The 23,068-nt window shown below is 68.4% G+C and carries 18 protein-coding genes and 1 tRNA gene; 15 read left to right on the top strand and 4 right to left on the bottom strand.

From position 1 onward, the window contains the following. The first annotated feature begins 9 nt into the window (after positions 1-9). From ilvC to E3O44_RS03530, 3 genes are all read left to right on the top strand, one after another. Positions 10-1,038 (top strand): ketol-acid reductoisomerase, encoded by a 1,029-nt coding sequence (gene ilvC / locus E3O44_RS03540; protein WP_134532509.1) that lies wholly within the window; start codon positions 10-12, stop codon positions 1,036-1,038. A gap of 118 nt (positions 1,039-1,156) precedes the next feature. Further along, on the top strand, positions 1,157-1,735 hold the full coding sequence (locus tag E3O44_RS03535) for a hypothetical protein (RefSeq protein WP_134532506.1): 579 nt from the start codon (positions 1,157-1,159) through the stop codon (positions 1,733-1,735). Then, positions 1,732-2,121, top strand: coding sequence for a hypothetical protein (locus E3O44_RS03530; protein WP_134532504.1), 390 nt, complete (start codon positions 1,732-1,734; stop codon positions 2,119-2,121). The genes E3O44_RS03535 and E3O44_RS03530 overlap by 4 nt, the downstream gene beginning before the upstream one ends. A 27-nt stretch (positions 2,122-2,148) precedes the next feature. Here E3O44_RS03530 and E3O44_RS03525 read toward each other — a convergent pair whose 3' ends face one another. Beyond that, positions 2,149-2,553: a DoxX family protein gene (locus tag E3O44_RS03525; RefSeq protein WP_134532502.1), complete on the bottom strand. Its 405-nt coding sequence runs from the start codon at positions 2,551-2,553 to the stop codon at positions 2,149-2,151. A 96-nt stretch (positions 2,554-2,649) separates the two neighbouring features. Between E3O44_RS03525 and serA the strand changes: the two genes are divergently transcribed. Continuing rightward, the gene (gene serA, locus E3O44_RS03520; protein WP_134532500.1) at positions 2,650-4,242 is read left to right on the top strand and encodes a phosphoglycerate dehydrogenase; all 1,593 of its coding nucleotides are present in this window, start codon (positions 2,650-2,652) and stop codon (positions 4,240-4,242) included. Here serA and E3O44_RS03515 read toward each other — a convergent pair. Beyond that, complete coding sequence (locus E3O44_RS03515; protein ID WP_134532495.1) at positions 4,232-4,825, bottom strand: TetR/AcrR family transcriptional regulator; 594 nt, start codon at positions 4,823-4,825, stop codon at positions 4,232-4,234. The genes serA and E3O44_RS03515 overlap by 11 nt on opposite strands. 89 nt (positions 4,826-4,914) lie before the next feature. Here E3O44_RS03515 and E3O44_RS03510 point away from each other — a divergent pair, with 89 nt between their 5' ends. The 4 genes from E3O44_RS03510 to E3O44_RS03495 all read left to right on the top strand — a co-directional run bounded on the left by E3O44_RS03510 (position 4,915) and on the right by E3O44_RS03495 (position 9,556). Then, positions 4,915-6,441, top strand: coding sequence for an MFS transporter (locus tag E3O44_RS03510; protein ID WP_241975993.1), 1,527 nt, complete (start codon positions 4,915-4,917; stop codon positions 6,439-6,441). Between the two features lie 99 nt (positions 6,442-6,540). Then, complete coding sequence (locus E3O44_RS03505) at positions 6,541-7,623, top strand: 3-isopropylmalate dehydrogenase (protein ID WP_134532493.1); 1,083 nt, start codon at positions 6,541-6,543, stop codon at positions 7,621-7,623. Next, positions 7,620-8,795 (top strand): branched-chain amino acid aminotransferase, encoded by a 1,176-nt coding sequence (locus E3O44_RS03500; protein ID WP_134532491.1) that lies wholly within the window; start codon positions 7,620-7,622, stop codon positions 8,793-8,795. Before E3O44_RS03505 ends, E3O44_RS03500 begins: the two co-directional genes overlap by 4 nt. Next, positions 8,792-9,556 carry a fumarylacetoacetate hydrolase family protein gene (locus E3O44_RS03495; protein ID WP_134532489.1) on the top strand — a complete coding sequence of 255 codons (765 nt, stop codon included), beginning with the start codon at positions 8,792-8,794 and terminating at the stop codon, positions 9,554-9,556. Before E3O44_RS03500 ends, E3O44_RS03495 begins: the two co-directional genes overlap by 4 nt. Positions 9,557-9,565: 9 nt before the next feature. Here the strand turns inward: E3O44_RS03495 and E3O44_RS03490 are convergent, their stop codons facing one another. Continuing rightward, positions 9,566-10,171 (bottom strand): TetR/AcrR family transcriptional regulator, encoded by a 606-nt coding sequence (locus E3O44_RS03490; RefSeq protein WP_134532487.1) that lies wholly within the window; start codon positions 10,169-10,171, stop codon positions 9,566-9,568. Positions 10,172-10,290: 119 nt separating this feature from the next. On the opposite strand from E3O44_RS03490, the gene E3O44_RS03485 reads away from it, so the two are divergent. After that, positions 10,291-11,322, top strand: a complete 1,032-nt coding sequence (locus E3O44_RS03485; protein ID WP_134532485.1) for an NADP-dependent oxidoreductase — start codon at positions 10,291-10,293, stop codon at positions 11,320-11,322. A 57-nt stretch (positions 11,323-11,379) separates the two neighbouring features. Then, entirely contained in the window at positions 11,380-12,084 is a 705-nt protein-coding gene (locus tag E3O44_RS03480) for a type 1 glutamine amidotransferase domain-containing protein (RefSeq protein WP_134532483.1), read from the top strand. A 97-nt stretch (positions 12,085-12,181) separates the two neighbouring features. On the opposite strand, the gene E3O44_RS03475 is transcribed toward E3O44_RS03480, so the two are convergent. Next, entirely contained in the window at positions 12,182-13,228 is a 1,047-nt protein-coding gene (locus E3O44_RS03475) for an aminotransferase class V-fold PLP-dependent enzyme (RefSeq protein WP_134533010.1), read from the bottom strand. Positions 13,229-13,368: 140 nt separating this feature from the next. On the opposite strand from E3O44_RS03475, the gene E3O44_RS03465 reads away from it, so the two are divergent. From E3O44_RS03465 to E3O44_RS03445, 5 genes are all read left to right on the top strand, one after another. Next, positions 13,369-14,298, top strand: a complete 930-nt coding sequence (locus E3O44_RS03465; RefSeq protein ID WP_134532481.1) for a LysR family transcriptional regulator — start codon at positions 13,369-13,371, stop codon at positions 14,296-14,298. A 70-nt stretch (positions 14,299-14,368) separates the two neighbouring features. Further along, positions 14,369-15,925 carry a glutamate--tRNA ligase gene (gltX, locus tag E3O44_RS03460; RefSeq protein WP_134532479.1) on the top strand — a complete coding sequence of 519 codons (1,557 nt, stop codon included), beginning with the start codon at positions 14,369-14,371 and terminating at the stop codon, positions 15,923-15,925. Positions 15,926-16,042: 117 nt separating this feature from the next. Beyond that, a tRNA-Gln gene (locus E3O44_RS03455) sits at positions 16,043-16,114 on the top strand. A gap of 440 nt (positions 16,115-16,554) precedes the next feature. Beyond that, positions 16,555-19,644, top strand: a complete 3,090-nt coding sequence (locus E3O44_RS03450; RefSeq protein ID WP_134532477.1) for a DUF6603 domain-containing protein — start codon at positions 16,555-16,557, stop codon at positions 19,642-19,644. Between the two features lie 4 nt (positions 19,645-19,648). Further along, entirely contained in the window at positions 19,649-23,065 is a 3,417-nt protein-coding gene (locus tag E3O44_RS03445; protein WP_134532475.1) for a hypothetical protein, read from the top strand. Positions 23,066-23,068 lie beyond the last annotated feature (3 nt).

Here is a 23,068-nt window from a genome sequence, read left to right as displayed (position 1 = left end):
TAACCACTCGTGTCTGAGATTTACTACGACAAAGACGCTGACCTGTCGATCATCCAGGGCAAGAAGGTAGCCGTCATCGGCTACGGCTCGCAGGGACACGCGCATGCCCAGAACCTCCGCGACTCGGGTGTCGAGGTCGTCATCGGCCTCAAGGAGGGCTCGAAGTCCAAGGCCAAGGCCGAAGAGGTCGGCTTCACCGTCCTGAGCACCGCCGAGGCGGCCAAGTGGGCCGATGTCATCGTCATCCTCGCGCCCGACCAGGTGCAGCGTCACCTGTACGCCGCTGACGTGCTTCCGAACCTCGCCGCCGGAAAGGCGCTCGTCTTCGGACACGGGTTCAACATCCGCTTCGGTTACATCACCGCTCCGGAGGGCGTCGACGTCGTCATGGTCGCCCCCAAGGGACCGGGACACACCGTGCGCCGCGAGTTCGAGGCCGGCCGTGGCGTTCCCGTCATCGTCGCCGTCGAGAAGGATGCGACCGGCAATGCCTGGCCGCTGACGCTCAGCTACGCGAAGGCGATCGGCGGGCTCCGTGCCGCCGGCATCAAGACCACCTTCACCGAAGAGACCGAGACCGACCTGTTCGGCGAGCAGGCCGTGCTCTGTGGCGGCGTCTCGCAGCTGATCCAGTACGGCTTCGAGACCCTGACCGAAGCCGGCTACCAGCCGCAGGTCGCCTACTTCGAGGTGCTGCACGAGCTCAAGCTCATCGTCGACCTGATGTGGGAGGGCGGCATCGCCAAGCAGCGCTGGAGCGTCTCCGACACCGCGGAGTACGGCGACTACGTCTCCGGCCCCCGCGTGATCGACCCGCACGTGAAGGAGAACATGAAGGCCGTTCTCGCCGACATCCAGAGCGGCGCGTTCGCCGAGCGTTTCATCGCAGACCAGGACGCCGGAGCACCCGAGTTCCTCGCGCTCCGCAAGAAGGGCGAAGAGCACCCGATCGAGGCCACCGGCCGCGAGCTGCGCAAGCTCTTCGCGTGGAACGCCTCGAACGACGACGACTACGTCGACGGCGAAGCCGCCCGCTAGACACCGCACCGCGCACCACGCACCGCGTACACCGCACGACGAACGGCGGGGCTCCTCCACCCGAGGGGCCCCGCCGCTTCGCTTAACGCCGACGGCCTCCGACGGCTACTCTGGCCCTATGACTTCAGCACCACGCGGCGACGTTCCGCACGACGACGACGACGCGCTCGGCTGGGCCGGCGACGACGATCCCACCCTGCAGACCCGGTCGGAAGACGCCGACGCCCGCGAAAGCTCCCGCACGCCGGTCGAGCCGGATACCGGTTCATCCGCGCCGGCATCCGAACCGGCATCCGAACCGGCATCCGAACCGGTCTACGCCGCGCTGCCGGACGGCTGGAGCGTCAAGGGCCCGACCGCTGCGATCGAAGCGGATGCCGCGGCCCGCGGCTCTGACCGCTCGCCGATGAGCTCATTCACCCTGATCTCCCTCGGTGTCTTCGGCGGCATCTACCTGCTCTTCACGATCGGCTGGTTCATCGGTGTGAGCCGGATCGACAACCCGCTCGGCGACGCGCTCGCGAGCTTCATGTTCAGCCTGGGAACGTGGCTCGCCGTCGCCGCCCCCGTCGCCTGGTTCGCGGTGACGCTCTGGCTGACCCCGACCCGGCCGCGCGGCCGAATCCTGTGGCTGCTCCTGGGCGTCGTGCTGCTCGCCCCACTCCCACTGCTCGTGAGCGGAGGGGCCGTCGCATGAGCGAGCCCGTCGCACTCCCGAACCCGTCCGGCACCGGCACTGCTGGAACCGACGCCGCGTCGAAGCGCCGCAGGCCCTCCTGGCCGTTCCTGGTCGTCGCCGTCTTCTTCGGACTCTTCTACGCCTGGGACGTCTGGTCGGGCCTCGGGAACCTGATCGGCCTCTCCCTCAACGCCGGGTCCCTCGACACCCAGCTCAGCGGGTTCGGCTGGGGAATCCTGCTCGCCGGGGTGCTCCTGCCGATCCTGATCTTCCTGCTCGCCGCCCGGATCGGCCGGGGCAGGCCGCTCTACGCACAGGCGGCACTGTTCCTCGTCGGCCTGGCCCTCGCATCCGCCCTGGCCCTCGACATCTACCAGTTCGGGCTCGGCAGCCTCATCGTCTGATCGAGGCGTCGGGCCTGGTCGGCAGGCTCAGAGAATGGCGAGCACGACGAGGGCGATCAGCGCGATCTGCTCGACGACGCGGATCCGGAGCGGGATCGCGGCCCGGCCGAAGCGCTGCGGGTCGCGGGCGGCGAACGCGTTGGCCGGGAACACCGCGATCAGGAAGATCACGAGCAGCACCCCGGTCACCCCGGTCGTGGGAGGCCAGAGCAGGCCGAGGCCGCCCAGCATTTCGCAGACACCCGTGAACATGACCAGGACGACAGGGCCCCGCGCGCCGAAGATTCCCGTGAAGCGGAGTCCCGGCGGGATCATCGCCGCCATCGTGCGCTGGACCACCGGGACGAAATGGGTGATCCCCGCGCCGAAGAAGAAGACGGCCAGAAGGCAGCGCAGGACGAACTGGAGGGAGTCCAACGTAACAGTGCTCATTGGGGAATATTACGGCCGATAGACTCGACGCAATACTGGCGCCCCACGGTCGCGGCGCGAGCCACAATTGCTGCTGCTATCGGAGGTTCTGTTTTCGTGTCAAAACCAGTCGTTCTTATCGCTGAAGAATTATCACCCGCAACCGTCGACGCACTCGGACCCGACTTCGAGGTCCGTACTGTCGACGGCACGGACCGGCCGGCCCTTCTCGCCGCGCTCGCATCGGCAGACGCCGTGCTCGTGCGCTCCGCGACCAAGGTCGACGCCGAGGCCATCGCGGCAGCGCCCCTGCTCAAGGTGATCGCTCGCGCGGGTGTCGGACTCGACAACGTGGACATTAAAGCAGCGACGGCCGCCGGTGTGATGGTCGTCAATGCGCCGACTTCGAACATTATCTCCGCCGCCGAACTGACCGTCGGCCACATCATTAGCCTGGCCCGCCACATCCCCGCAGCGAGTGGCGCTCTCGCGGAGGGGCAGTGGAAGCGCTCCAAGTACACCGGCGTCGAACTCTACGAAAAGACCGTCGGCATCATCGGCCTCGGCCGCATCGGCGCGCTGATCGCCGCTCGGATGCAGGCCTTCGGCACGAAGATCATCGCGTTCGACCCGTACATCACCTCCGCCCGCGCGCAGCAGCTCGGCGTCGTGCCCGTGACGCTCGAGGAACTCCTCGCCCAGTCCGACTTCGTCACCATCCACATGCCGAAGACCGCGGAGACGACCGGCATGATCGGTGCCGAGCAGTTCAAGCTCATGAAGCCGACCGCGTTCGTGATCAACGTCGCCCGTGGCGGCCTCATCGACGAAGACGCCCTCTACGACGCCCTCACCGCAGGCACCATCGCCGGGGCCGGCCTCGACGTGTTCGTGTCGGAGCCCCCGACCGGCTCCAAGCTCCTCGGCCTGGAAAACCTGATCACCACCCCGCACCTCGGCGCATCGACAGACGAAGCCCAGGAGAAGGCCGGAGTCTCCGTCGCCAAGTCGGTACGCCTCGCCCTCTCCGGCGAACTCGTTCCCGACGCGGTCAACGTCGCCGGCGGCGTCATCGACCCCTACGTGCGTCCCGGTATCCCGCTCGTCGAGAAGCTCGGCCAGGTCTTCTCCGGCCTCACCGCACAGAGCCCGCTCACGAGCGTCGACATCGACGTGCGCGGCGAACTCGCCGACTACGACGTGAGCGTGCTGCGCCTCGCCGCGCTCAAGGGCATCTTCACGAACGTCGTGAGCGAGACCGTCTCCTACGTCAACGCGCCGCTCCTCGCCGAGCAGCGCGGCATCGCGGTCCGCCTGCTCACCGACAAGGAATCGCCGGAATACCGCAACGTCATCCAGATTCGTGGCGCCCTCGCCGACGGCTCGCAGGTGTCCGTCTCCGGCACCCTGACCGGCACGAAGCAGATCGAGAAGATCGTCGAGATCAACGGGTACGACGTCGAGGTCACCTTCGCCGAGCACCTGATCGTGATGGTCTACACCGATCGCCCCGGAATCGTCGCCGTCTACGGCCGCGAGTTCGGCGACGCCCAGATCAACATCGCGGGCATGCAGATCGCCCGCCACGAGGCCGGCGGCAAGGCGCTGAGCGTGCTGACCGTCGACTCACCCGTCTCGACGGCACTGCTCGGGACCGTGCGCGACGCGATCTCGGCCGACGTGATGGTCGAAATCGCCATCACGGAGTAGCCGGTCCATCGGTCATCCGACCGATCACGGCGAGCAACCGGTCCAGTCTCGCCGCCGACACCACGTCGGTGGCGGGCTGGGCCGGGCTCGCGATCGTGGCTCCGAAGTACAGTCCGTCACTGATCAACAGGATCGCCTCCGCGACGTCCGGATCCCCGACGGTCTCCTCGATGACTGCCAGCCACCGGCGCCGGGTTGAGACCATTGCTGCATTCGCGAGAGGATGCGACCCCTGCGCCAGGCGCACGGTCGCGGCGATCGTGCGGTCGAGTGCCGTGCCCACACTCAGGGAAGTGCGGATCAGGTAGTCGACCGGCCCGGCCGGAGCCGACCTGATCTGTTCGATGTCGGTGGCGACGAGATCTCCCAGTCGGGTCAGGAGTCCCTGGACCAGGGCATCCTTCGTGCCGAAGTGATATAGGAGCCCGCCCTTCGACAGGCCGGCCTCCACCGCGACATTCTCGAGGGTTGCCGCCCGTTCGCCCTGGTCGATCAGGAGACCGGTGAACGCGTCGAGGATCCGGTACCGGGTCGAGGACTGCTCGGCTGACCGGATCGGTGGCTGTGCGGGCACGGGTGTCATAGTGCTACTGTACCGTCTGGACGGTACAGTTCGTACCGTCCCCTCCTGCGACGGTTTAAGCCGTCCCTCGCCCGGAAAGTTGCTGCACAGTGTCAACCCCCACCCGCCCCCGCACCCTCTTCATACCCGGCGCCGCGCCCGTACGCCGCTGGTGGGCACTTGGGGTGCTGATGCTGCCAGTGCTGCTCGTGTCGATCGACAACACCGTGCTCAACCTCGCCCTGCCGCAGATCTCCGAGGCCCTCAGCCCGAGCGGCACCCAGCTGCTCTGGGTGATCGACATCTACCCCCTCGTGCTCGCGGGGCTACTGGTGTCGATGGGCAGCCTCGGCGACCGGATCGGCCGACGCCGCCTGCTGCTGATGGGCTCCGCGGGCTTCGGAGTGATGTCGGTGATCGCGTCTTTCGCCCCGAGCATCGAATGGCTCATCCTCGACCGTGCGGCCCTGGGCATTTTCGGGGCAATGCTGATGCCGCCGACACTCGCGCTGCTGCGGTCCGTCTTCACCGACCGCAACGAACGCCGCCTCGCCATCGCCATCTGGGCGAGCGGCTTCGCGGCCGGAAGCGCACTGGGGCCCGTCGTCGGCGGCCTCATCCTCGAGAACGGGGAGTGGGGATCCGCCTTCCTGCTCGCTGTGCCGCTGTTGCTGCCCCTGCTCGTGGTGGCGCCGCTGATCGTGCCAGAATCCCGGGACCCGAACCCGGGCGCGATCGACGTGCCGAGCATCCTGCTGTCGCTAGTGACGATGTTCCCGATCGTCTTCGGCATCAAGACCCTCGCCGATACCGGTTTCGGTGTCGCCGGAATCGCGTCGATCGCGGTGGGACTGGTGGCCGCGCTCCTCTTCATCCGTCGGCAGCGGTCTCTTCGCGTGCCGATGCTCGACCTCGCGCTCTTCCGTCGCGGCTCGTTCAGCGGCGCCGTCGGGGTCAACTTCCTGAGCGTCGTCGCTCTCGTCGGCGGACTGTTCTTCGTCTCGCAGTACCTGCAGCTCGTCCTCGGGCTCGAGCCCCTCGCCGCCGGTCTGGTGCTCGTGCCCGGCCTGCTCGCGATGATCCTGGCCGGATTGCTCGTCGTCCCGATCGCCCGGCGGGTCCGGCCGTCGGTCGTGGTCCCGGCCGGGCTGTTGTTCTCGGCGGCCGGGTACACTGCGTTCGCGGTCGGCGGCGCCGGATTCGGCCCTGCCGGTGTGGCCGTCGCCTTCGTCGCCCTCGGGATCGGGATCGGGGCCGCCGAGACGGTGTCGAACGAATTGATCGTCGCGAGCGCACCGCCGGAGAAGATGGGCGCGGCATCCGCTGTCGGGGAGACCGCCTACGAACTGGGTGCGGTGCTCGGCACCACGGTCCTGGGCAGCATCCTCACCTCCGCATACCGCTCCGCGGTGGTGCTGCCGGACGGGCTCGGCGCCGGACAACGGGCGGCGGCGGGGGAGACCCTCGGCGGGGCCGTTGCCGTCGCGGCCGACCTGCCTGCCGGAGCAGGCCGGATGCTGCTCGAATCCGCGAGGGAGGCCTTCCTGAGCGGAATCGGCCCGACCGCCTGGATCGGAGCCGGACTCGTGGTCGTTGCCGCTCTGGTCAGCTTGGTCGCGCTGCGCTCGGCGCGGTGAACGGGCCTCGGGCGCTGGCGTGCCGGCACTGCGGGGATCACCCGACCTGACGCGTCGCAGTAGGGTTTGGGTACAGCAATCCGAGCCCCCAGGAGTCCCATGTCCCGTCAGATCAAGCTCGCCGTCATTCCCGGAGACGGGATCGGACCCGAAGTCGTCGCAGAAGCCGTCAAGGTGCTCAGCGCCGCGACGGTCGCCGATGACGTCGAGTTCGCGCTGACCTGGTTCTCGCTCGGCGCGACCCGGTTCCTCGAGACGGGCGACGTGCTCACCGATGCGGACCTCGGGGCGATCGCCGCCCAGGACGCCATCCTGCTCGGCGCCGTCGGGGGAGTGCCCGGCGACCCGCGCCTCGCGAACGCGAACATCGAGCGGGGCCTGCTGCTCCGGCTGCGCTTCTCGCTCGACCACTATGTCAACCTGCGCCCGAGCGTGCTGTTCCCCGGTGTGCCGAGCCCGCTCGCTGCCCCGGGCAACGTCGACTTCGTCGTCGTGCGCGAGGGTACGGAAGGACCGTACGTCGGCAACGGCGGCGCCATCCGCCAGGGCACCGCGCACGAGGTCGCCAACGAGGTCTCGGTCAACACGGCCTTCGGAGTCGAACGCGTCGTACGCTTCGCCTTCGAAGTCGCCCAGGGCCGCCCGGCCAAGCATCTGACGCTCGTGCACAAGACCAACGTGCTCGTGTTCGCGGGCGGACTGTGGCAGCGGATCGTGACCGCGGTCGCCGCGGAATACCCCGACGTGAGCGTCGACTACCTGCACGTGGACGCCGCGACGATTTTCCTCGTCACAAATCCGAGTAGATTTGACGTCATCGTCACGGATAACCTCTTCGGCGACATCCTCACCGACCTGGCGGCCGCAATCAGCGGCGGCATCGGCCTGGCAGCATCCGGGAACATCAACCCGGACGGCCGGTTCCCGAGCATGTTCGAACCGGTGCACGGTTCGGCCCCCGACATTGCGGGCAAGCAGCTTGCGGATCCGACGGCCGCCATCCTTTCCGTCGCCCTCATGCTCGATCACCTGGGACTGACGGATGCCGCGGCCCGGGTCAGGGACGCGGTGGTCGCCGATATCGCGGCCCGTACCGGAAACGGAGCATTCACGGCGTCGCGCGGTACCAGCGAGGTGGGCGACGCCATCGTGACTCGAATGACAGACAAGGGACTCCAATGAGCCAGGCAGCACTGAGCGACACCACCACCACCACCGAATCCACCACTGACCCGACGACGGGTGCTTTCCCGCTGACCTTCAGCCTGACGCCGTCCACGATGGCGCGCACGAGGGCCGAGCGCGAGGAGATCCTCGCCGACCCCGGTTTCGGCAAGAAGTTCACCGACCACATGATCTCGATCGACTGGACGGTCGAGGAGGGCTGGCACGACGCCCGGGTCATCCCGTACGGCCCGCTGCAGCTCGACCCTGCCTCGTCCGTGCTGCACTACGGCCAGGAGATCTTCGAGGGCCTCAAGGCGTATCGCCACGCCGACGGTTCGATCTGGACCTTCCGCCCCGAGAAGAACGCCGACCGCTTGCAGCGTTCGGCACGCCGGCTCGCCCTGCCGGAGCTCTCCGAGAGCGATTTCATCGAGTCCATCCGGCAGATCATCGCCGTGGACGGCGACTGGGTGCCGTCTGACCATGAGACGAGCCTCTACCTGCGTCCATTCATGATCGCGAACGAAAGCTTCCTCGGTGTGCGCGCCGCCCACAAGGTCGGGTACTACGTCATCGCGAGCCCCGCGGGCGCCTACTTCGCCAACGGCGTCGCCCCGATCAAGATCTGGCTGTCGACCGAATACGCCCGCGCCGGCCGCGGCGGCACCGGGGCCGCGAAGTGCGGCGGCAACTACGCCGCCTCGCTCCTGCCGCAGATGCAGGCCTACGACAACGACTGCGCCCAGGTGCTCTTCCTCGACGGTGAGACCGGTTCGCACATCGACGAACTCGGCGGCATGAACGTGTTCTTCGTCTACGGCACCGACACGCTCGTCACCCCGAGGCTGACCGGAACCATCCTCGAGGGCGTCACGCGCGACAGCATCATCCAGCTCGCCCGCGACCGGGGGCTGACCGTCGACGAGCGCGACGTGACCCTGGACGACTGGCGCGACGGAATCGCATCCGGTGCCATCACCGAGGTCTTCGCGTGCGGCACCGCCGCCGTGGTCACCCCGATCTCGCAGCTCAAGGGCCCAGGCGGCCTCGCCATCGGCGATGCGGATGCCCCGGCCGGCACGATCACCATGGCCCTCCGCCAGGAACTCACCGACATCCAGTACGGGCTGCTGCCCGACCGGCATGGCTGGCTCACCCGCCTCGACACGCCTGCGGGCCAGGCGTGAAGGTCGCGCGGTTCAGCCTCGATGGCGTGATCGCCTTCGGCATCGTCGACGACGATGAGCTTGTCGTGCTCAAGGGCGATCCGATGTTCGCCGGATACGACCCGACCGGCGACCGGGTCGCCCTGCGCGACGTGAAACTGCTCGCGCCGGTGATCCCGCGGTCCAAGATCGTCGGCATGGCGCACGCGTTCTACTCCGATGACGAAGAACGCGAGCAGGCCGAACCGCGCGAGCCGCTGTTCTTCCTCAAGCCGAACACCTCGGTGATCGGGCCGGACGACCCGATCTTCCTCCCTGCGCAGTCCCACGACGTGCGCGTCGAGGGCGAGCTCGCAATCGTGATCGGCAAGATCGCGAAGAACGTGACGGTCGAGAACGCGGAGGACGTCATCTTCGGGTACACGATCGCGAACGACGTGACGGCGCGCGATCTCCTCGAGCGCGACGGCCAGCTCGCCCGCGCCAAGAGCTTCGACTCGTTCTGCCCGCTCGGCCCCGTGATCGACACCGAGTACGACTGGACCAGCCTGCATCTGACCGGTCGGGTGAACGGCGAGAAGTTCCAGAAGGGGACGGCTGAGCTCTACAAGCACTCCGTCGCCGAGGTCGTCGCGTTCGTCTCGAGCGTCTTCACGCTGCTCCCGGGCGACGTGATCCTCACGGGCGCACCCGACCGGGCCGAGAAGGTCCACGACGGCGACGCCGTGCAGATCGAGATCCCGGGCATCGGGATCCTGACGAACCCGGTCAAGCGGCTCTAGTCGAGTCGGTCAGGGGTGCCAGGACTGGACCTGGGCGGTCGCCGTCGCGAGGAGCGCGAGGGACTCGTCCCGGTTCACCCTGGCGAGCAGCATGACACTCATCGAGAGCGAGGCGAGCGTGCGTGCGCGCTCGTCGAGAACGGTCGGCGCGGCATTCGTGCCCGGTTCGGACTCGGCCGCGGCGCCGGCGAGGGCGTTGCGCAGCGCCGCGGTGAGTTCGGCACGATAGTCGTCGACGACCTTCCTCGCGAGCGCGTCGTGGCCGGCGAGTCCCGCTGCGCAGTTGACCAGCAGGCACCCCCGGCGGGGAGAATCGTCCGGCAGCGAGGCTACGGCGAGGCTCAGCCCGGCGTAGTACTCGAGCAGGGCGACCCGGCCCGCCGATTCGGCGAGCAACGGACGCAGGCGTGGGCGGATGACCGTCGCCAGGTAGTCCGCGACGGCCGCATCGAAGAGACCGCGTTTGCTCCCGAAAGCGTGGTAGAGGCTCGAGCGGCCCAGCCCGGTGACGCGCTCGAGGTCGGCGAGGGACGCCGCCTCGAAGCCGCGGTCCCAGAAGAGGTCGCGCGCCGCTGTCACCACGAGGGGAGTGTCGAAGCTCGCCGTGCGGCCCATCTCGGTCTCCAGTCACTGATCGGGTTTTTGTGTACCGTTCGATTCAGCATATACTAAACCGGTCGGTACAAAAACGTTCCGAGCGCCACGTTCGGCACAGACCAGTACAGGAGTCACCCATGACCGCGCCCAGCACATCCACCACGTCCAGCACCCAGATCCAGCTCGCCGCACGCCCCGTCGGATGGCCGACGGCGGCCGATTTCCGCACGGTCCACGTCGACCTCCCTGACCTCGCGCCCGGTGAGATCCGCGTCGCCAACGAGTTCGTCTCCGTCGACCCGTACATGCGCGGCCGGATGAACGACGTGAAGAGCTACTCGCCGCCCTACGCGCTCGATGAGACCATGACCGGCGGCGCGGTCGGCCGGGTCGTCGCCACTGCCGCAGACGGAGTGGCCGTCGGTGACGTCGTCGTGCACCAGTACGGCTGGCGCGACCTCGTGCAGGCCCCCGCCGAGGGCTTCCGCGTCGTCCCCGAGCTGCCCGGCGTTCCGCTCTCCGCCTACCTCGGCGTGCTCGGGATGACCGCGCTCACCGCCTACGTCGGCCTCCTCGACATCGCGGGCATGCAGCCCGGCGACACCGTCTTCGTCTCCGGCGCTGCCGGCGCGGTCGGCAGCATGGTCGGGCAGATCGCACGGCTCAAGGGCGCAGGCCGCGTCGTCGGCTCTGCGGGCACGCCCGAGAAGGTCGCGCTGCTCACGAGCAAGTACGGCTTCGACGCCGCCTTCAACTACAAGGACGGCGACATCGCCGGCCAGCTCGCCCTCGCCGCGCCCGACGGCATCGACGTCTACTTCGACAACGTCGGGGGAGAACACCTCGAGGCCGCCCTCGGCGCCTTCAAGGACGGCGGCCGCGCGGCCCTCTGCGGCGCGATCTCCAACTACAACACGACGGAGGCATCCGCCGGACCCCGCAATATGTCGAACATCGTCACCCGCGGGCTCACCCTGAAGGGCTTCACCGTCGGCAACTACCTGCAGCACTTCGGCGCGTTCTCGGCCGAGATGTCCGGCTGGCTGACCAGCGGCGCCGTCGTCTTCGACGAGACCGTAGTCGACGGGATCGACAACGCGGTCGAGGCCTTCCTCGGCCTCATGCGCGGCGAGAACACCGGCAAGATGGTCGTTCGCACCGTCGCCTGAGCCGACTCGGTCCCGCTCCATGACCCGCATTCATCACAATTCGACCCTGGGAGAACCATGAATCAAGTACTCTTCGTGGTCAGCGCAGCTGACCACTGGACCCTCAACGACGGCACCCTGCACCCGACCGGGTACTGGGCCGAGGAGCTCGCGGAACCGCACCGGCTGTTCAGCGAGGCCGGATGGTCCATCACCATCGCGACTCCGGGCGGGGTGGCGCCCACGATCGACCGGGGCAGCCTCACCGCTCAGGCCGCGGGCGGCGAAGACCGGGCCGCGGAGATCATCGCCTACCTGGGCTCGATCGGCGAGGAACTCGACGCCCCGCGCACCCTCGACGACATCGTCGTGGCTGACTACGACGTCGTCTTCTACCCCGGCGGTCACGGGCCGATGGAAGACCTCGCGGTCGACGCGACGTCCGGCGCGCTCATGACGGAGGCGCTCGACACCGACCGGATCCTGGCCGTGTTGTGCCACGCCCCGGCCGCCCTGCTCGCCGCGAAGCGTGCGGACGACAGCTGGCCGTTCACCGGTTATCGTATGACCGGGTTCACCAACGAGGAAGAGGTCATCGGGGGGCTCGCCCCCAAGGCGCCCTGGCTGGTGCAGACCCGCCTGGTGGAGCTCGGAGCGGACTTCGTCGAGGCGGCGCCGTTCACCGCGCACATCGAGGTCGACCGGAACCTCTACACCGGCCAGAACCCGGCATCCTCCGGCGAGCTCGCGGCCCGGATCATCGCGGTCGTCGCTGCCCGGTAGGAGAGCCGCGCGCGCCTGAGGTGTCGCAGATCGAGGTTCCGCGTGCGCGCGAACCTCGATCTGCGACACCTCACTTCGTGGGCGTGGGTGTGCGGCGTCAATGGCCGAGGGCGCGGAGCGCGTCCTGAACGTCGTCGGCATCGTTCCAGAGGTGGAACGCCACGCGGGCGCGGCCTGCCCGACCGGATGCCGTGAGTCCGGCGGCCGTGAGGCGCGCGAGGTCGGTGCCCGCGGCATCGGCCCATGTGACGACGGCCCGGCCGGCCTGTTCGGCCGGGTCGATGCCGAGGCCGGCCCGGAAGGCGTCGGCGAGGCCGACGTCGTACCGTCGCACCTCGGCCAGGTCGAGCGTGCCGAAGAAGTCGAGCGCGGGCTCAGCGCCGACCCAGGCCGTCCACGCCGGCGACACGTCGAAGCGGCGGGCGTCGGCGGCGAGCCGCATGCCCGGTCCATAGCAGGAGCCCCAGACGTCCTGGCCGGCGTACCAGCCGGCGTGGGCCGGGCGCACGACGGCGCCGAACGATTCGGCGACAGTCAGGAACGCGACGCCCCGCGGCGCGCACAGCCACTTGTAGGCGTGGCAGATCGTGGCGTCGAAGACCGAGGCGTCCACCGGCATCCACCCGGCTGCCTGGGTCGTGTCGCACAGGGTGAAGGCGCCGTGGCGGCGGGCAGCGGCGAGGATCGCGGTCGTCTCGGCGACAGCTCCCGTCGCGGACTGGACGAGTGACCAGGAGACCAGCCAGGTGTTGCCCGTGATGCTCTCGGCCAGGTGCGCGAGGGGAACGTGCCGCACGGTGACGCCGCGATGGGCCTGGTTCAGGAACGGGAAGACCATGGAGCTGAAGTCGCCGTCGACACAGAGCACCTCTGCCCCGTCCGGAACGCTCGCGGCCACGAGCCCCGCGAGCACCGAAGCCTGGGACCCGATCGCCACCCGGCTCACCGGTACCGCCACGAGCCGGGCGTAGGCCGCGCGCACCCGTTCGACGACCGCGGCGTACCCGGCGGCCGAGGCCGAGCCGCTCGCCCAGGCGTCGAGGTCGGCGCGGAGGGCCGCGACCGTTCCGGCCGTCGGCAGCCCGAGTGTGCAGGCGGCGAGGTACCCGCGGCCGCCGGGGAACTGCGCCCGGGCGGCGGCGATACCCAGTTGCGGACGGGCGATGCGCGGGCGGGTCGCGTCGGGGGAGTCTGGGGTGGTCACTCCACCAGCATCCGCCGCCTCTACTCATTCGACAATCGCCAGTGAGTGATGGAACTCATAACCTCGAGTTATCCTTGAGGATGCCTGCCACCGATTCCGGCCTCGACTCCCATGCGCTGCGGGTCGTTCAGGCCCTCGCCGAGCACGGTTCCATCACCGCGGCGGCGCGCGCCCTCGGCTACAGTCAGCCCGCGGTGAGCCAGCAGCTCAAACGACTCGAACAGCGGGTGGGCCTGGCCCTGGTCGAGCGGGTCGGCCGCGGCGTGCGCCTCACCGAGGCCGGCCGGCTGCTCGCCCGGCACGCCCGCACCGTGACCGGAGCCCTCGACGCCGCCGCAGGCGACCTCGCCGAGCTCCAGGGCCTCCGGGCCGGCCGGGTGCGGGTCGCCGCGTTCCCCTCCGCGTCCGCGACGATCGTGCCGCGCCTGCTCGCCGACCTCGGCGGGCGGCATCCGGGGCTCTCGATCACCTACGTCGAGGCGGAACCGCCGGAGGCCGTTGCCCTCGTCCGCGAGAACCGGGTCGACCTCGCCCTCACGTTCAGCTACCCCGGAGACCTCGTCGACCCGCACAAGGACAGCGCGGAAGGGCTGTCGGTGACGGCGCTCGGCAGGGACGAGATGCTGCTCGTCATCCCGGCCGGCCACCGGCTCCGCGACGAGGAGTCCATCCACCTCGGAGACCTCTCCGGAGAACGCTGGATCGGCGGCTGCCCGCGCTGCCGGGGCCACTTGCTCGAACTCTGCGAGCGAAGCGGGTTCGTGCCGGACGTGTCCTATGAGACCGACAATGTCGCGGCGGTCTTCGGCATGGTGGCGGCCGGGATCGGCGTCGCTATGCTGCCGGCCCTCGCGATCGAGTCCGGCGTGCGGCAGGGGGTCCTGATCCGGCCCACCCGGAGGCGCGAGTACCGGACCCTGCACGCCGTCACCGCAGACGGGGCTGAGGGCGTTCCCGCGCTCACCGAGACCCTCCGCAGGCTCGGCGTGCTCGCGGCATCCGCGGGGTAGGGCGCCTCGCGCCGACCGACCCCGGGCCCGCTCACCCGCGTGATCCACGCGCCAAGTAGACTCGATACCGATGTCTGAGACCACTGTGTACCCATTTTCCACCGCGACCGGCACGGATGTCCGCGTGCGGTTCTGCCCCTCACCGACCGGAACCCCGCACGTGGGTCTCGTTCGCACGGCCATGTTCAACTGGGCATACGCGCGGCACACCGGCGGCACCTTCATCTTCCGGATCGAGGACACCGACCCCGCCCGCGACAGCGAGGAAAGCTACCTGCAGCTCAAGGACGCACTGCGCTGGCTGAAGCTCGACTGGGACGAGGGTGTCGACGCCGGGGGACCGCACGGGCCGTACCGCCAGTCCGAGCGCTATGACATCTACCGCGACGTCGTCGAGAAGCTCAAGGCCTCGGGCCACATCTACGAGAGCTTCGCGACCGGCGAGGAGATCGAGGCCCGCAACGTGGCCCTCGGCCGCGACCCCAAGCAGGGCTACGACAACTTCGAGCGCGACCTCACCGAGGAGCAGCGCGCCGCCTATCGCGCCGAGGGTCGTGCGCCCGCGCTGCGGCTCAAGGTGCCGGACACCGAGATCAGCTTCGACGACCTGGTCCGCGGCGAGATCACCTTCCCGGCCGGCTCGTTCAGCGACTTCGTCGTGGTGCGTCCCAACGGGCATCCGCTCTACCCCTTCGTCAACCCCGTCGACGACGCGCTGATGGGCGTCACCCACGTGCTCCGCGGTGAGGACCTGCTTTCCTCCACGCCGCGTCAGATCGCGCTCTACCAGGCGCTGATCGAGATCGGCCTGACGACCTTCATCCCGCGCTTCGGCCACCTGCCCTACGTGATGGGCGACAAGAACAAGAAGCTCTCCAAGCGCGACCCCGAATCGAACCTGTTCCTGCACCGTGAGCGCGGCTTCATTCCCGAGGGACTGCTCAACTACCTCTCGCTGCTCGGCTGGTCGCTCTCCAAGGACCAGGACGTCTTCAGCGTGGACGAGCTCGTCGCGGCCTTCGACGTCGAGGACGTCAACCCGAACCCGGCGCGCTTCGACCTCAAGAAGGCCGAGTCGATCAACGGCGACCATATCCGCCTGCTAGAGCCCGCGGACTTCGCCGCCCGTATCGTGCCCTACCTTGTCTCCGCCGGGGTCGTCGACCTGCCGCTCGGCGACGCCCGCGAGGCCGTGCTCACGGCCGCCGCGCCGCTGATCCAGGAACGCATCGCCCTGCTGGGCGAGGCGCCCGGCATGCTCGGCTTCCTGTTCGTCACGAGCGAGGCGCTCGTGCACGAAGCGGATGCCCTCGCCAGCCTCCCGAAGAACGCCGCCGACATCCTCGCGGCGTCGGTCACGACCCTCGAGAGCATTCCTGAGTCCGAGTGGACCCACGACCGCGTGCACGAGGCGCTCACCAGCGCCCTCATCGAGGGACTGGGGCTCAAGCCCCGCGTCGCCTTCGGGCCGTTGCGCGTCGCGATCTCCGGCCGGAAGGTGTCGCCGCCGCTCTTCGAGTCGATGGAGATCCTCGGCCGCAGTGAGTCGCTTGCGCGACTGGTGCTGCTGGCCGGCAGCCCGGCGGTGGTCGGCAGCCCGGCAGTTGTCGAGGGCCCGGCCGCCTGAGGGCGACTGCCGTGATTCGCGGCTCACGACCCGCCGATGTGCTGCTCAGTTTGGCCAGCATCCGGTCTGTGGGTTAGAGTTACGAGTCGGCCGATCTTCGGAGAGGCCAACGGCCAATGGGGTATGGTGTAATTGGCAACACGACTGATTCTGGTTCAGTTGTTCTTGGTTCGAGTCCAGGTACCCCAGCTTGAAAACCCCTGTGTTTCCTGAGGAAACCAGGGGTTCTTTCTTTGTCCGGACCCATCGTTTTTCGCCGCACGTGCCACGGTGGTTGCCAGAGGCCCTCTTCTTTTCTCGTCTGGGTCGAAAGCGAGACAACACGACACGGCACAGAATTTGAAGTCAGGCGATAACGGCCCCCTCGACAAGCCTCTAGACGCTCGCCCTGCCCCGGGTCTATGCTCTTCCGCAGATCAGTTCTCAGCTCCCGCAATGCCGCGCCACTTGACCACCCTGAACAACTGAATTCTCGCGATGCCCGCTGTGTTCGGGTGTCCTCCGTCCGCGCCCCGAATCCGCGTATTCATGGGGTGAGCGCCCGGAGCCGAAACGTCCGCAGGACGTGGACCGACGCACGAAACCAGGATCGCAGGCCAGCGCGGCTCCTGAACACAAAGTGGGACACGATGACCGACATCGGAACCGGATTCCTCAACGGGATCGAAGCATTCGCCAATTCACGCCTCGGTGCCCTGAGCGGCACGTCCTTTAAAGACACGGTGCCGTTCCTCGAGTCGATCGTCACGTTCGGCGCCGTCGGCGACGTGAAACCGACCTTCGACAAGCTCAAGGCGGACATCAAGGCCGCCGTCGCTCTGGTCGAACCGATTGCCGACAAGATCAAGAAGCAGACCGAGCTCATCGCCAAGATGGTGAAGGAATCGGCAGACGACATCGACAAGGACGACTTCAACGTCGATACCGCCGCGAGGGTCGCTGTGCGCATCGGCATGGCCCTCGCCGCCATGGACGAGGCGTTCAACATCGTCGCCAAGGAGCTGGCCAGGAAGGCGGACGGCACCGTCGACGAGGCCATCCGTTCCGGTCTGATGGACGTGTGGAACCCGTGGGCGCAGCCGTTCAAGAATCTCGGCGCAGGTTCGGGCAAGCTCCTGAACAGCTTCGGGAAGAATGTGCTCGGTGTCGATGACCTGGTGAAGAAGCTCGGTGACAACCTCGCCCTGGACCGCACCGACGGGAAGTTCCTCCTGGCTGCCACATTCCTCCGCTCCGGCCAGGTGAAGCTCGGCGCGATGACGCTCGACCAGGTCACGTTCGAGGCGTTCCTGCAGTTCAGTGACCGCGAGATCGCGAACCCCACGGCCGAGGAGAAGACCAGCCTGCTCGAGCGTGACGGAAAGTGGTTCCTGGGCGATGTGGCGATCCTCGGCTTGCGCTTCCGCACCATCCTTCAGCCCGGCCTCACGAGCGACCCCTTGCTGGCGAAGGTCATGCCGGGCTCGGAGGACCCGAAGGCCACGACTCTCACGACGGTGTCGCTCGATACCGGACAGGGGTTCTACCTCGGAGACGGCCGCGGCAACGAGAAGGCGGTCCTGCCCACGCGTTTCTCCTTCCCGGGGGTCGAACTGCGCGAGGTGGCGTTCGGGCTCGTGCGCAACCCGGCCCGTGAGGTCACCGGATTCGAACTCACCACGTCCATCGCGGCGAAGCTCGGCGATGTCATCGGGCTGCAGATCGTCGGCTCCGGTTTCGTGGTGACCCCCGAGGGTCAGGCCGAGCAACAGGCCGTCTTCAACCTCCCCGTCTCGCCGCGCTGGCCAGATGCGATCGGCCTGCGAGTGAAGGCGGGCCCCGTCACGGGTGGTGGGTTCATCCAACGCGTCGAACGCACCTACAAGGTCGACGGGCAGGATGTGAAGCGGGTCGAGTTCGGCGGGGTCGTCCAGCTTCAGATCCTCAAGTTCGGCCTGTCGGCCATCGTCATCCTCTCGCCGGATCCGTTCTCCATCGTGCTCGTCATCGGCGTGCGCTTCCCCGTTGCGATCGACCTCAGCATGGGATTCACGCTGAACGGCATCGGCGGCATCCTGGCGCTCAACCGGGGTCTTGACCTCGAAGAGCTGCGCTCCGGGATGAAGGAGCACATCCTCGACAAGATGCTGTTCCCCGACAACCCCGTCGCCGAGGCGCCGAAGCTGCTCGATAAGGTCGCGCACGTGTTCCCGCCGAAGGACGGTGGCTTCGTCTTCGGCCCGATCGTCGAACTCGGCTGGGGCTCGCAGGCGAAGTTCGTGGAGATGAAGCTCGGCGTGGTGCTCGCACTTCCCGATCCGATGATCGTCATTCTCGGCTCCCTGCGGGTGCGGGTGCCGACGAAGGAGGCGCCGATCACCGACATCCGCGCCGACGTCTTCGTGGCCATCACCCCCGACTACCTGCTGCTGTTCGCGAGCATGCGCGACTCCACGGTGGCCGGCATCAAGATTTCGGGTGACCTCGGCCTCTACATCCAGTGGTCGGGCACCGGAGCGTTCGAGTTCTCGGTCGGCGGCTTCCACCCGGAGTACGAGAAACTGACGGGCGGCAAGCCGAAGCTCGGCGACATGGACAGGGTCACCATCGACCTCTCGCCGTCCAAGGCGATCAGCTTCGTCATCAAGGCGTACTTCGCCATCACGGCCGGCTCGGTCATGCTCGGCGTCGACGGGCGCCTCAACGCAGACTTCTCCGTCATCGTGGCGAAGGCCTGGCTCACTCTCGACATGATCTTCATCTGGGCGCCGCGCTTCGCATTCAAGATCACCATCGAGGTGGGTGTCGAGGTCGAGCTGCTCGGCTTCACGCTCTGCTCCATTGTTTTCCGCGGCTCGCTCGAAGGCACCACACCGTTCCGCCTGGCGGGCCACATCAAGGTCGATGTCTGGTTCCTTCCCACCTTCGACGAGGACCTCGGACCCGTCGAGTGGGGTGAGAAGCCCACGCCGATCACCGCAACGGTCGATGCCCTCCAGATCGCCGCAGCGGCGATGAACGAGCCAGACGCCTGGAAGGTGCAGCTGCCCGACCACGCAGCGCAACTCGTCACCCTGGCCGAGGTCGACGACATCGAGGGCCGAATCGCGCATCCGCTGGCCGGACTCGAGGTGTCGCAAACCCAGGTGCCCTTGGGCGTCGCGATCGCCCGCATCGGCTCGGCAGCGGTGAAGGCCGACATGGTGACCATCGGCACGCCGACCGCGACCCCGGACTCCGGGCTCGTCGGCGCTGTCAGCGAACTCAAGACGGCGTTCGCCCCCGGGCAGTTCTTCGCGCTCGAGGGCGAGTCCCTGCTCGCCCGCTCGGGCTTCGAGGACATGACCGGCGGATACCGCATCGCCGCTGCGACCACCCCGAAGGTCGGAACCGCGACGCCGGCGACGGTGGCCTATCAGACCTACGTCCGCAATCCCGACGAGCCGTCGGCGATGATCGAATTCACGGGGGCGTTCGCCGTCATCTCCAGCTCCTACGCCACGAAGACCAACGTGGGCAGGGCTGTGCGCGAGGTCGGGAATCCCTACACGCAACCGGCTCCGCCGAACGCCGGCGTCACGGTCTCCGACAAGGGCACGTCGACGATAGCGGATGCCGCCACCGGCGCCACGCTGCTCGCCGGCCTCGGCGAACTGAGCGCTACGCAGGCGGCGCTCGTGACAACCGCCGTCAACACCGAGAGCGCCGCGACTGCGACGCGCATGATCGTGAAGGGGTGACCTGATGGCCGACCTGGATGCCATCGCAGCGAGCGTCATCGCGCCGCTCGACCGCACCGCCACCCACGTGGTGCCTGACGCGTTCGCCCTGATGATCGCTCCCGAGGACGAATTCGACGAGAGCGCCGTGGCGATCGAGTCGCTCGAGTTCGCATCGACCGTCGTCGGCGGCCTCGCCGCGGCGGCGAGCGCTCCGCCCGCCGGCAGCGTGCGTTCCAGCTCCCGGGTGGAGGTGCCCCTGGGCGACAGCGCCGGGGGGACGGCATCCGCAGCCCTCTCGGTGACCCTGTACGGTCCGGGCGACGTGCGGGGCATCGACCCGGCGCAGATCGTGCGGCGCTTCCCCGCACCGGGCGCCCGCACGGCCGAGGAGACCGTGCTGGCCCACATCGAATTCGATCGCCCCGAGTTGCCCTGGGCGTTCAGCGCCGCCCAGCAGGCTCCCGTCATGCGTCCCTGGCTCACTCTTGTCGTGCTGGAGCGCTCGACGGTCACGCGCGAGCCGGCGACCACCGCACTGCTCCCCGTCTTCCAGGTGGCGCTCGCGCAACTGCCCACGCTCACCCACGCCGACCTCTGGGCGCATGCCCAGGTGCCGGCCACGACGTCGGGGCAGGACCTCTCCGCCCGCTTCTCACCGGCGCACGCTCCCGTCAACCTGTCTCGGGTCATCTCACCGCGCATCCTGAAGCAGGACACCGACTACATCGCTGCCCTCGTGCCGACGACCGACGTGGGAGTTCGGGGAGGCCTCGGCGTCGCGGGCGGCACCCTCGACCCGGCCTGGACCAGTTCCTCACCCGACCCGATGCGCCTTCCGGTCTACGACAGCTGGGAATTCCGCACCGGTCCCGACGGCGACTTCCGTTCGCTCGCGATCAAGCTGCAGGGCATCGCGGCACCCTACGAGGTCGGGCGGAAGTTCATCGACACGTCGCAACCGGGCAAGCCGCTGCGGGCGCTCGCTGCCGACGAGGTCGGGCGCAAGCAGGTGCTGCGCTGCGCCCTGTTCTCGCCAAGCGCGCCGTCGACTCCTGAGCAGCAGATCGCGGAGACGGCGGTCTGGCCCGACGACATGGTCGACGACCTGCGCGCCGAACTCGATCTGCCTGCCGCCATCGAGGGCACGCAGAAGCAGACGGACGGTGTGCCCGACCTGCCCATCATTGGGCCGCGCATCTACGCGAAGCTGCACCGTGGCAGCGCCGTCATCGAGGGCTCCGACTGGTTCGCCGAGCTGAATCTCGCTCCCGTGAAGCGCATCGTGGGCGGACTCGGAACCCGAGTGGTGCAGCGGGACCAGGAGCGGCTGATGCAGTCGGCGTGGGCCCAGCTCGGGGAAGTGGAGGCGGCGAATCGCGCCATCCGCCTGGCCCAGCTGGCTGAACTGCTCGCGACCAGACTCCACGGCAGGCTCGGTGAGCTGCAGGCCGGGCACCTGCTCCAGGTCGCTGCTCCTCTCGCCACCCGGATCTCGGTCACCGCGGGCAGCACGCTGTTCGCCGATGTGGTCCTGAGTGCGACCCCCGTCGCAGCGACCGAGAGCGCCTTTCGAAGGGTCACCCGCCCGGACGGACCGATGATCCGGAGAACGGATGCCGCCTCCCGTCAACGCGCCGGCAACGTCGTGGGAACCGACGCGGGGCTCCGCGACTTCACCCGGGTGTACGCGAACCCCGAGGGCATCGGGCGACTCACGGCCGACGTCGTCGCCCACCTCGACCTGCAACTCGTCAGTGCGGCGATCGGCGCTCCTGTCGACACCATCGGCGGCCTCTTGAAGGAAGCGAACGCACGCGTCGAGGGCACGGGCGGCTTCGCCACCTACCTCACGGAGCCGAGTCGCTGGAGTGCGGTCGACACCGGCTTCGACCTGGGCGCGGACATCGCCACCCGGTGGAGCGAGAGGCTGCTGCGCTCCTCGTCCGTTCCCGCGATCGAGTCCATCCGCGCCCAGCGCATCGGCCCGCTCGCTGCCGAGCTCTCGCTCTCGACAGCGACAATTGCGAGCCCCCTGCGCGAGCGCCTGAAGGGCAGGGCCGTGAAGCTGAACGACCGGGTACTGGTCGATCTCGGGGTCTTCGATGTGCACCCTGTGGATGTGCACCCCGTCGATGTGCACCCGGTCGATGTGCACCCGGTCGACCTGCACCCCTTCGAGGTCGGCCCGATCGTCGCACCGTTGAACCCGCGAGCGCCGATCATCAGGCGATCACCCATCGGCGGCGCCGTTGGCCGCCTCCCGCAGGGCGGCGGTGCGGTGCGGGTTCCACTCGGCGGCGGTGAATTCCGTCGCATCCCGGTCGTAGGCCACGTGCTCATCGGCGGACGCGGACTCAGAGTCATCGACGCGCAGCACCTCACGAAGCTCGGCGACCTGAGGGACGCGGCCGAACTCGATGCCGGGCTGGCACAGTTCGCGGCCCTGGCCGAGGTGAAGCTCACCCCCGCCCTCGACCGCATCAACGAGCTTCCGCTCGACGTGTTGCGCGCCGAGATGACGTCGCTCATCGATCCAGGGGCACTGCTCACGATCGATCCCGTGCCGCACCGCGACACCCTGGCCGTCGCATCCGCTGCCATCGCCACGGCGATCGATCCCAGGCACACCGTGCGCTCGTCCCTCGCCGGTCGACTTCACCTCAGCAGCGGCCTCGCCGATCGCTGGTTCGCCCAGCCGCGGATCGCACCGATCATGGCGTCGCCGCGTTTCGACCGGCCGATGTACCGCGCACTCGAGGAATACGACCGGGAATGGCTGGTTCCCGGGCTCGGTCTCCTGCCGGCCGACGACTTCGTCACGGTGCTCTCCACCAACAGTGAATTCATGGCGGCGTTCTTCGTCGGTCTGAGCGACGAGATGGGGCGGGAGCTGCTCTGGCGAGGATACCCGACCGACCAGCGCGGCACCTACTTCCATCGCTTCTGGAACCCGAAAGCAGACGAGCTGGCGACGCCCATCCACCTGTTCCCCGCGACGCCCCTGGCATCGCAGATTTCCCTCGGTGGCGGCGACGGCCGCGCAGTGATCGTGGTCAAGAGCGAGCTTGTGCGGCGATTCCCCGATCTCATCATTCAGGCGGTGAAGAACCAGGGGACCGTGCGCGATCCGGTCTTCGAGAAGGTCGGCTCGCCCCAGCAGACCGCCCGCGTGCTCTTCTCCGAGGTGCTAGATCCCGACATCGCGCTCGTGGGCGTCGATCTTTCCGTCGACGAACTCGACGGAGAGCAGTGGTGGATCACCATCGCCGAGCATCCCAGCGCCACCCGATTCCAGCGACCGGCCGATGCCCAGCTGCCGGCAGACCAGAAGCACCTGACCGACACGGCAGCGCATTCCGCCGCCTATGCCGAGAAACACCTGCACCGGCCGGTGCGAGTCGCGTTCCAGGCGACGGACCTCATCGTGAGAGAGGCGTAGACC

Origin of the sequence: Cryobacterium algoricola, assembly GCF_004402485.1 — a bacterium.
Lineage (GTDB): Bacteria > Actinomycetota > Actinomycetes > Actinomycetales > Microbacteriaceae > Cryobacterium > Cryobacterium algoricola.
Note: the sequence above shows the minus strand (reverse complement) of the source record. Positions and strands in the feature narration are given on the sequence as shown.

Bases quoted from the DNA above. Each gene is read 5' to 3' on its own strand.
- E3O44_RS03535 (WP_134532506.1), top strand. From the start codon at position 1,157: ATGACTTCAGCACCACGCGGCGACGTTCCGCACGACGACGACGACGCG.
- E3O44_RS03530 (WP_134532504.1), top strand. From the start codon at position 1,732: ATGAGCGAGCCCGTCGCACTCCCGAACCCGTCCGGCACCGGCACTGCT.
- E3O44_RS03525 (WP_134532502.1), bottom strand. From the start codon at position 2,553: ATGAGCACTGTTACGTTGGACTCCCTCCAGTTCGTCCTGCGCTGCCTT.
- E3O44_RS03515 (WP_134532495.1), bottom strand. From the start codon at position 4,825: ATGACACCCGTGCCCGCACAGCCACCGATCCGGTCAGCCGAGCAGTCC.
- E3O44_RS03505 (WP_134532493.1), top strand. From the start codon at position 6,541: ATGTCCCGTCAGATCAAGCTCGCCGTCATTCCCGGAGACGGGATCGGA.
- E3O44_RS03500 (WP_134532491.1), top strand. From the start codon at position 7,620: ATGAGCCAGGCAGCACTGAGCGACACCACCACCACCACCGAATCCACC.
- E3O44_RS03490 (WP_134532487.1), bottom strand. From the start codon at position 10,171: ATGGGCCGCACGGCGAGCTTCGACACTCCCCTCGTGGTGACAGCGGCG.
- E3O44_RS03485 (WP_134532485.1), top strand. From the start codon at position 10,291: ATGACCGCGCCCAGCACATCCACCACGTCCAGCACCCAGATCCAGCTC.
- E3O44_RS03480 (WP_134532483.1), top strand. From the start codon at position 11,380: ATGAATCAAGTACTCTTCGTGGTCAGCGCAGCTGACCACTGGACCCTC.
- E3O44_RS03465 (WP_134532481.1), top strand. From the start codon at position 13,369: ATGCCTGCCACCGATTCCGGCCTCGACTCCCATGCGCTGCGGGTCGTT.
- gltX (WP_134532479.1), top strand. From the start codon at position 14,369: ATGTCTGAGACCACTGTGTACCCATTTTCCACCGCGACCGGCACGGAT.
- E3O44_RS03450 (WP_134532477.1), top strand. From the start codon at position 16,555: ATGACCGACATCGGAACCGGATTCCTCAACGGGATCGAAGCATTCGCC.
- E3O44_RS03445 (WP_134532475.1), top strand. From the start codon at position 19,649: ATGGCCGACCTGGATGCCATCGCAGCGAGCGTCATCGCGCCGCTCGAC.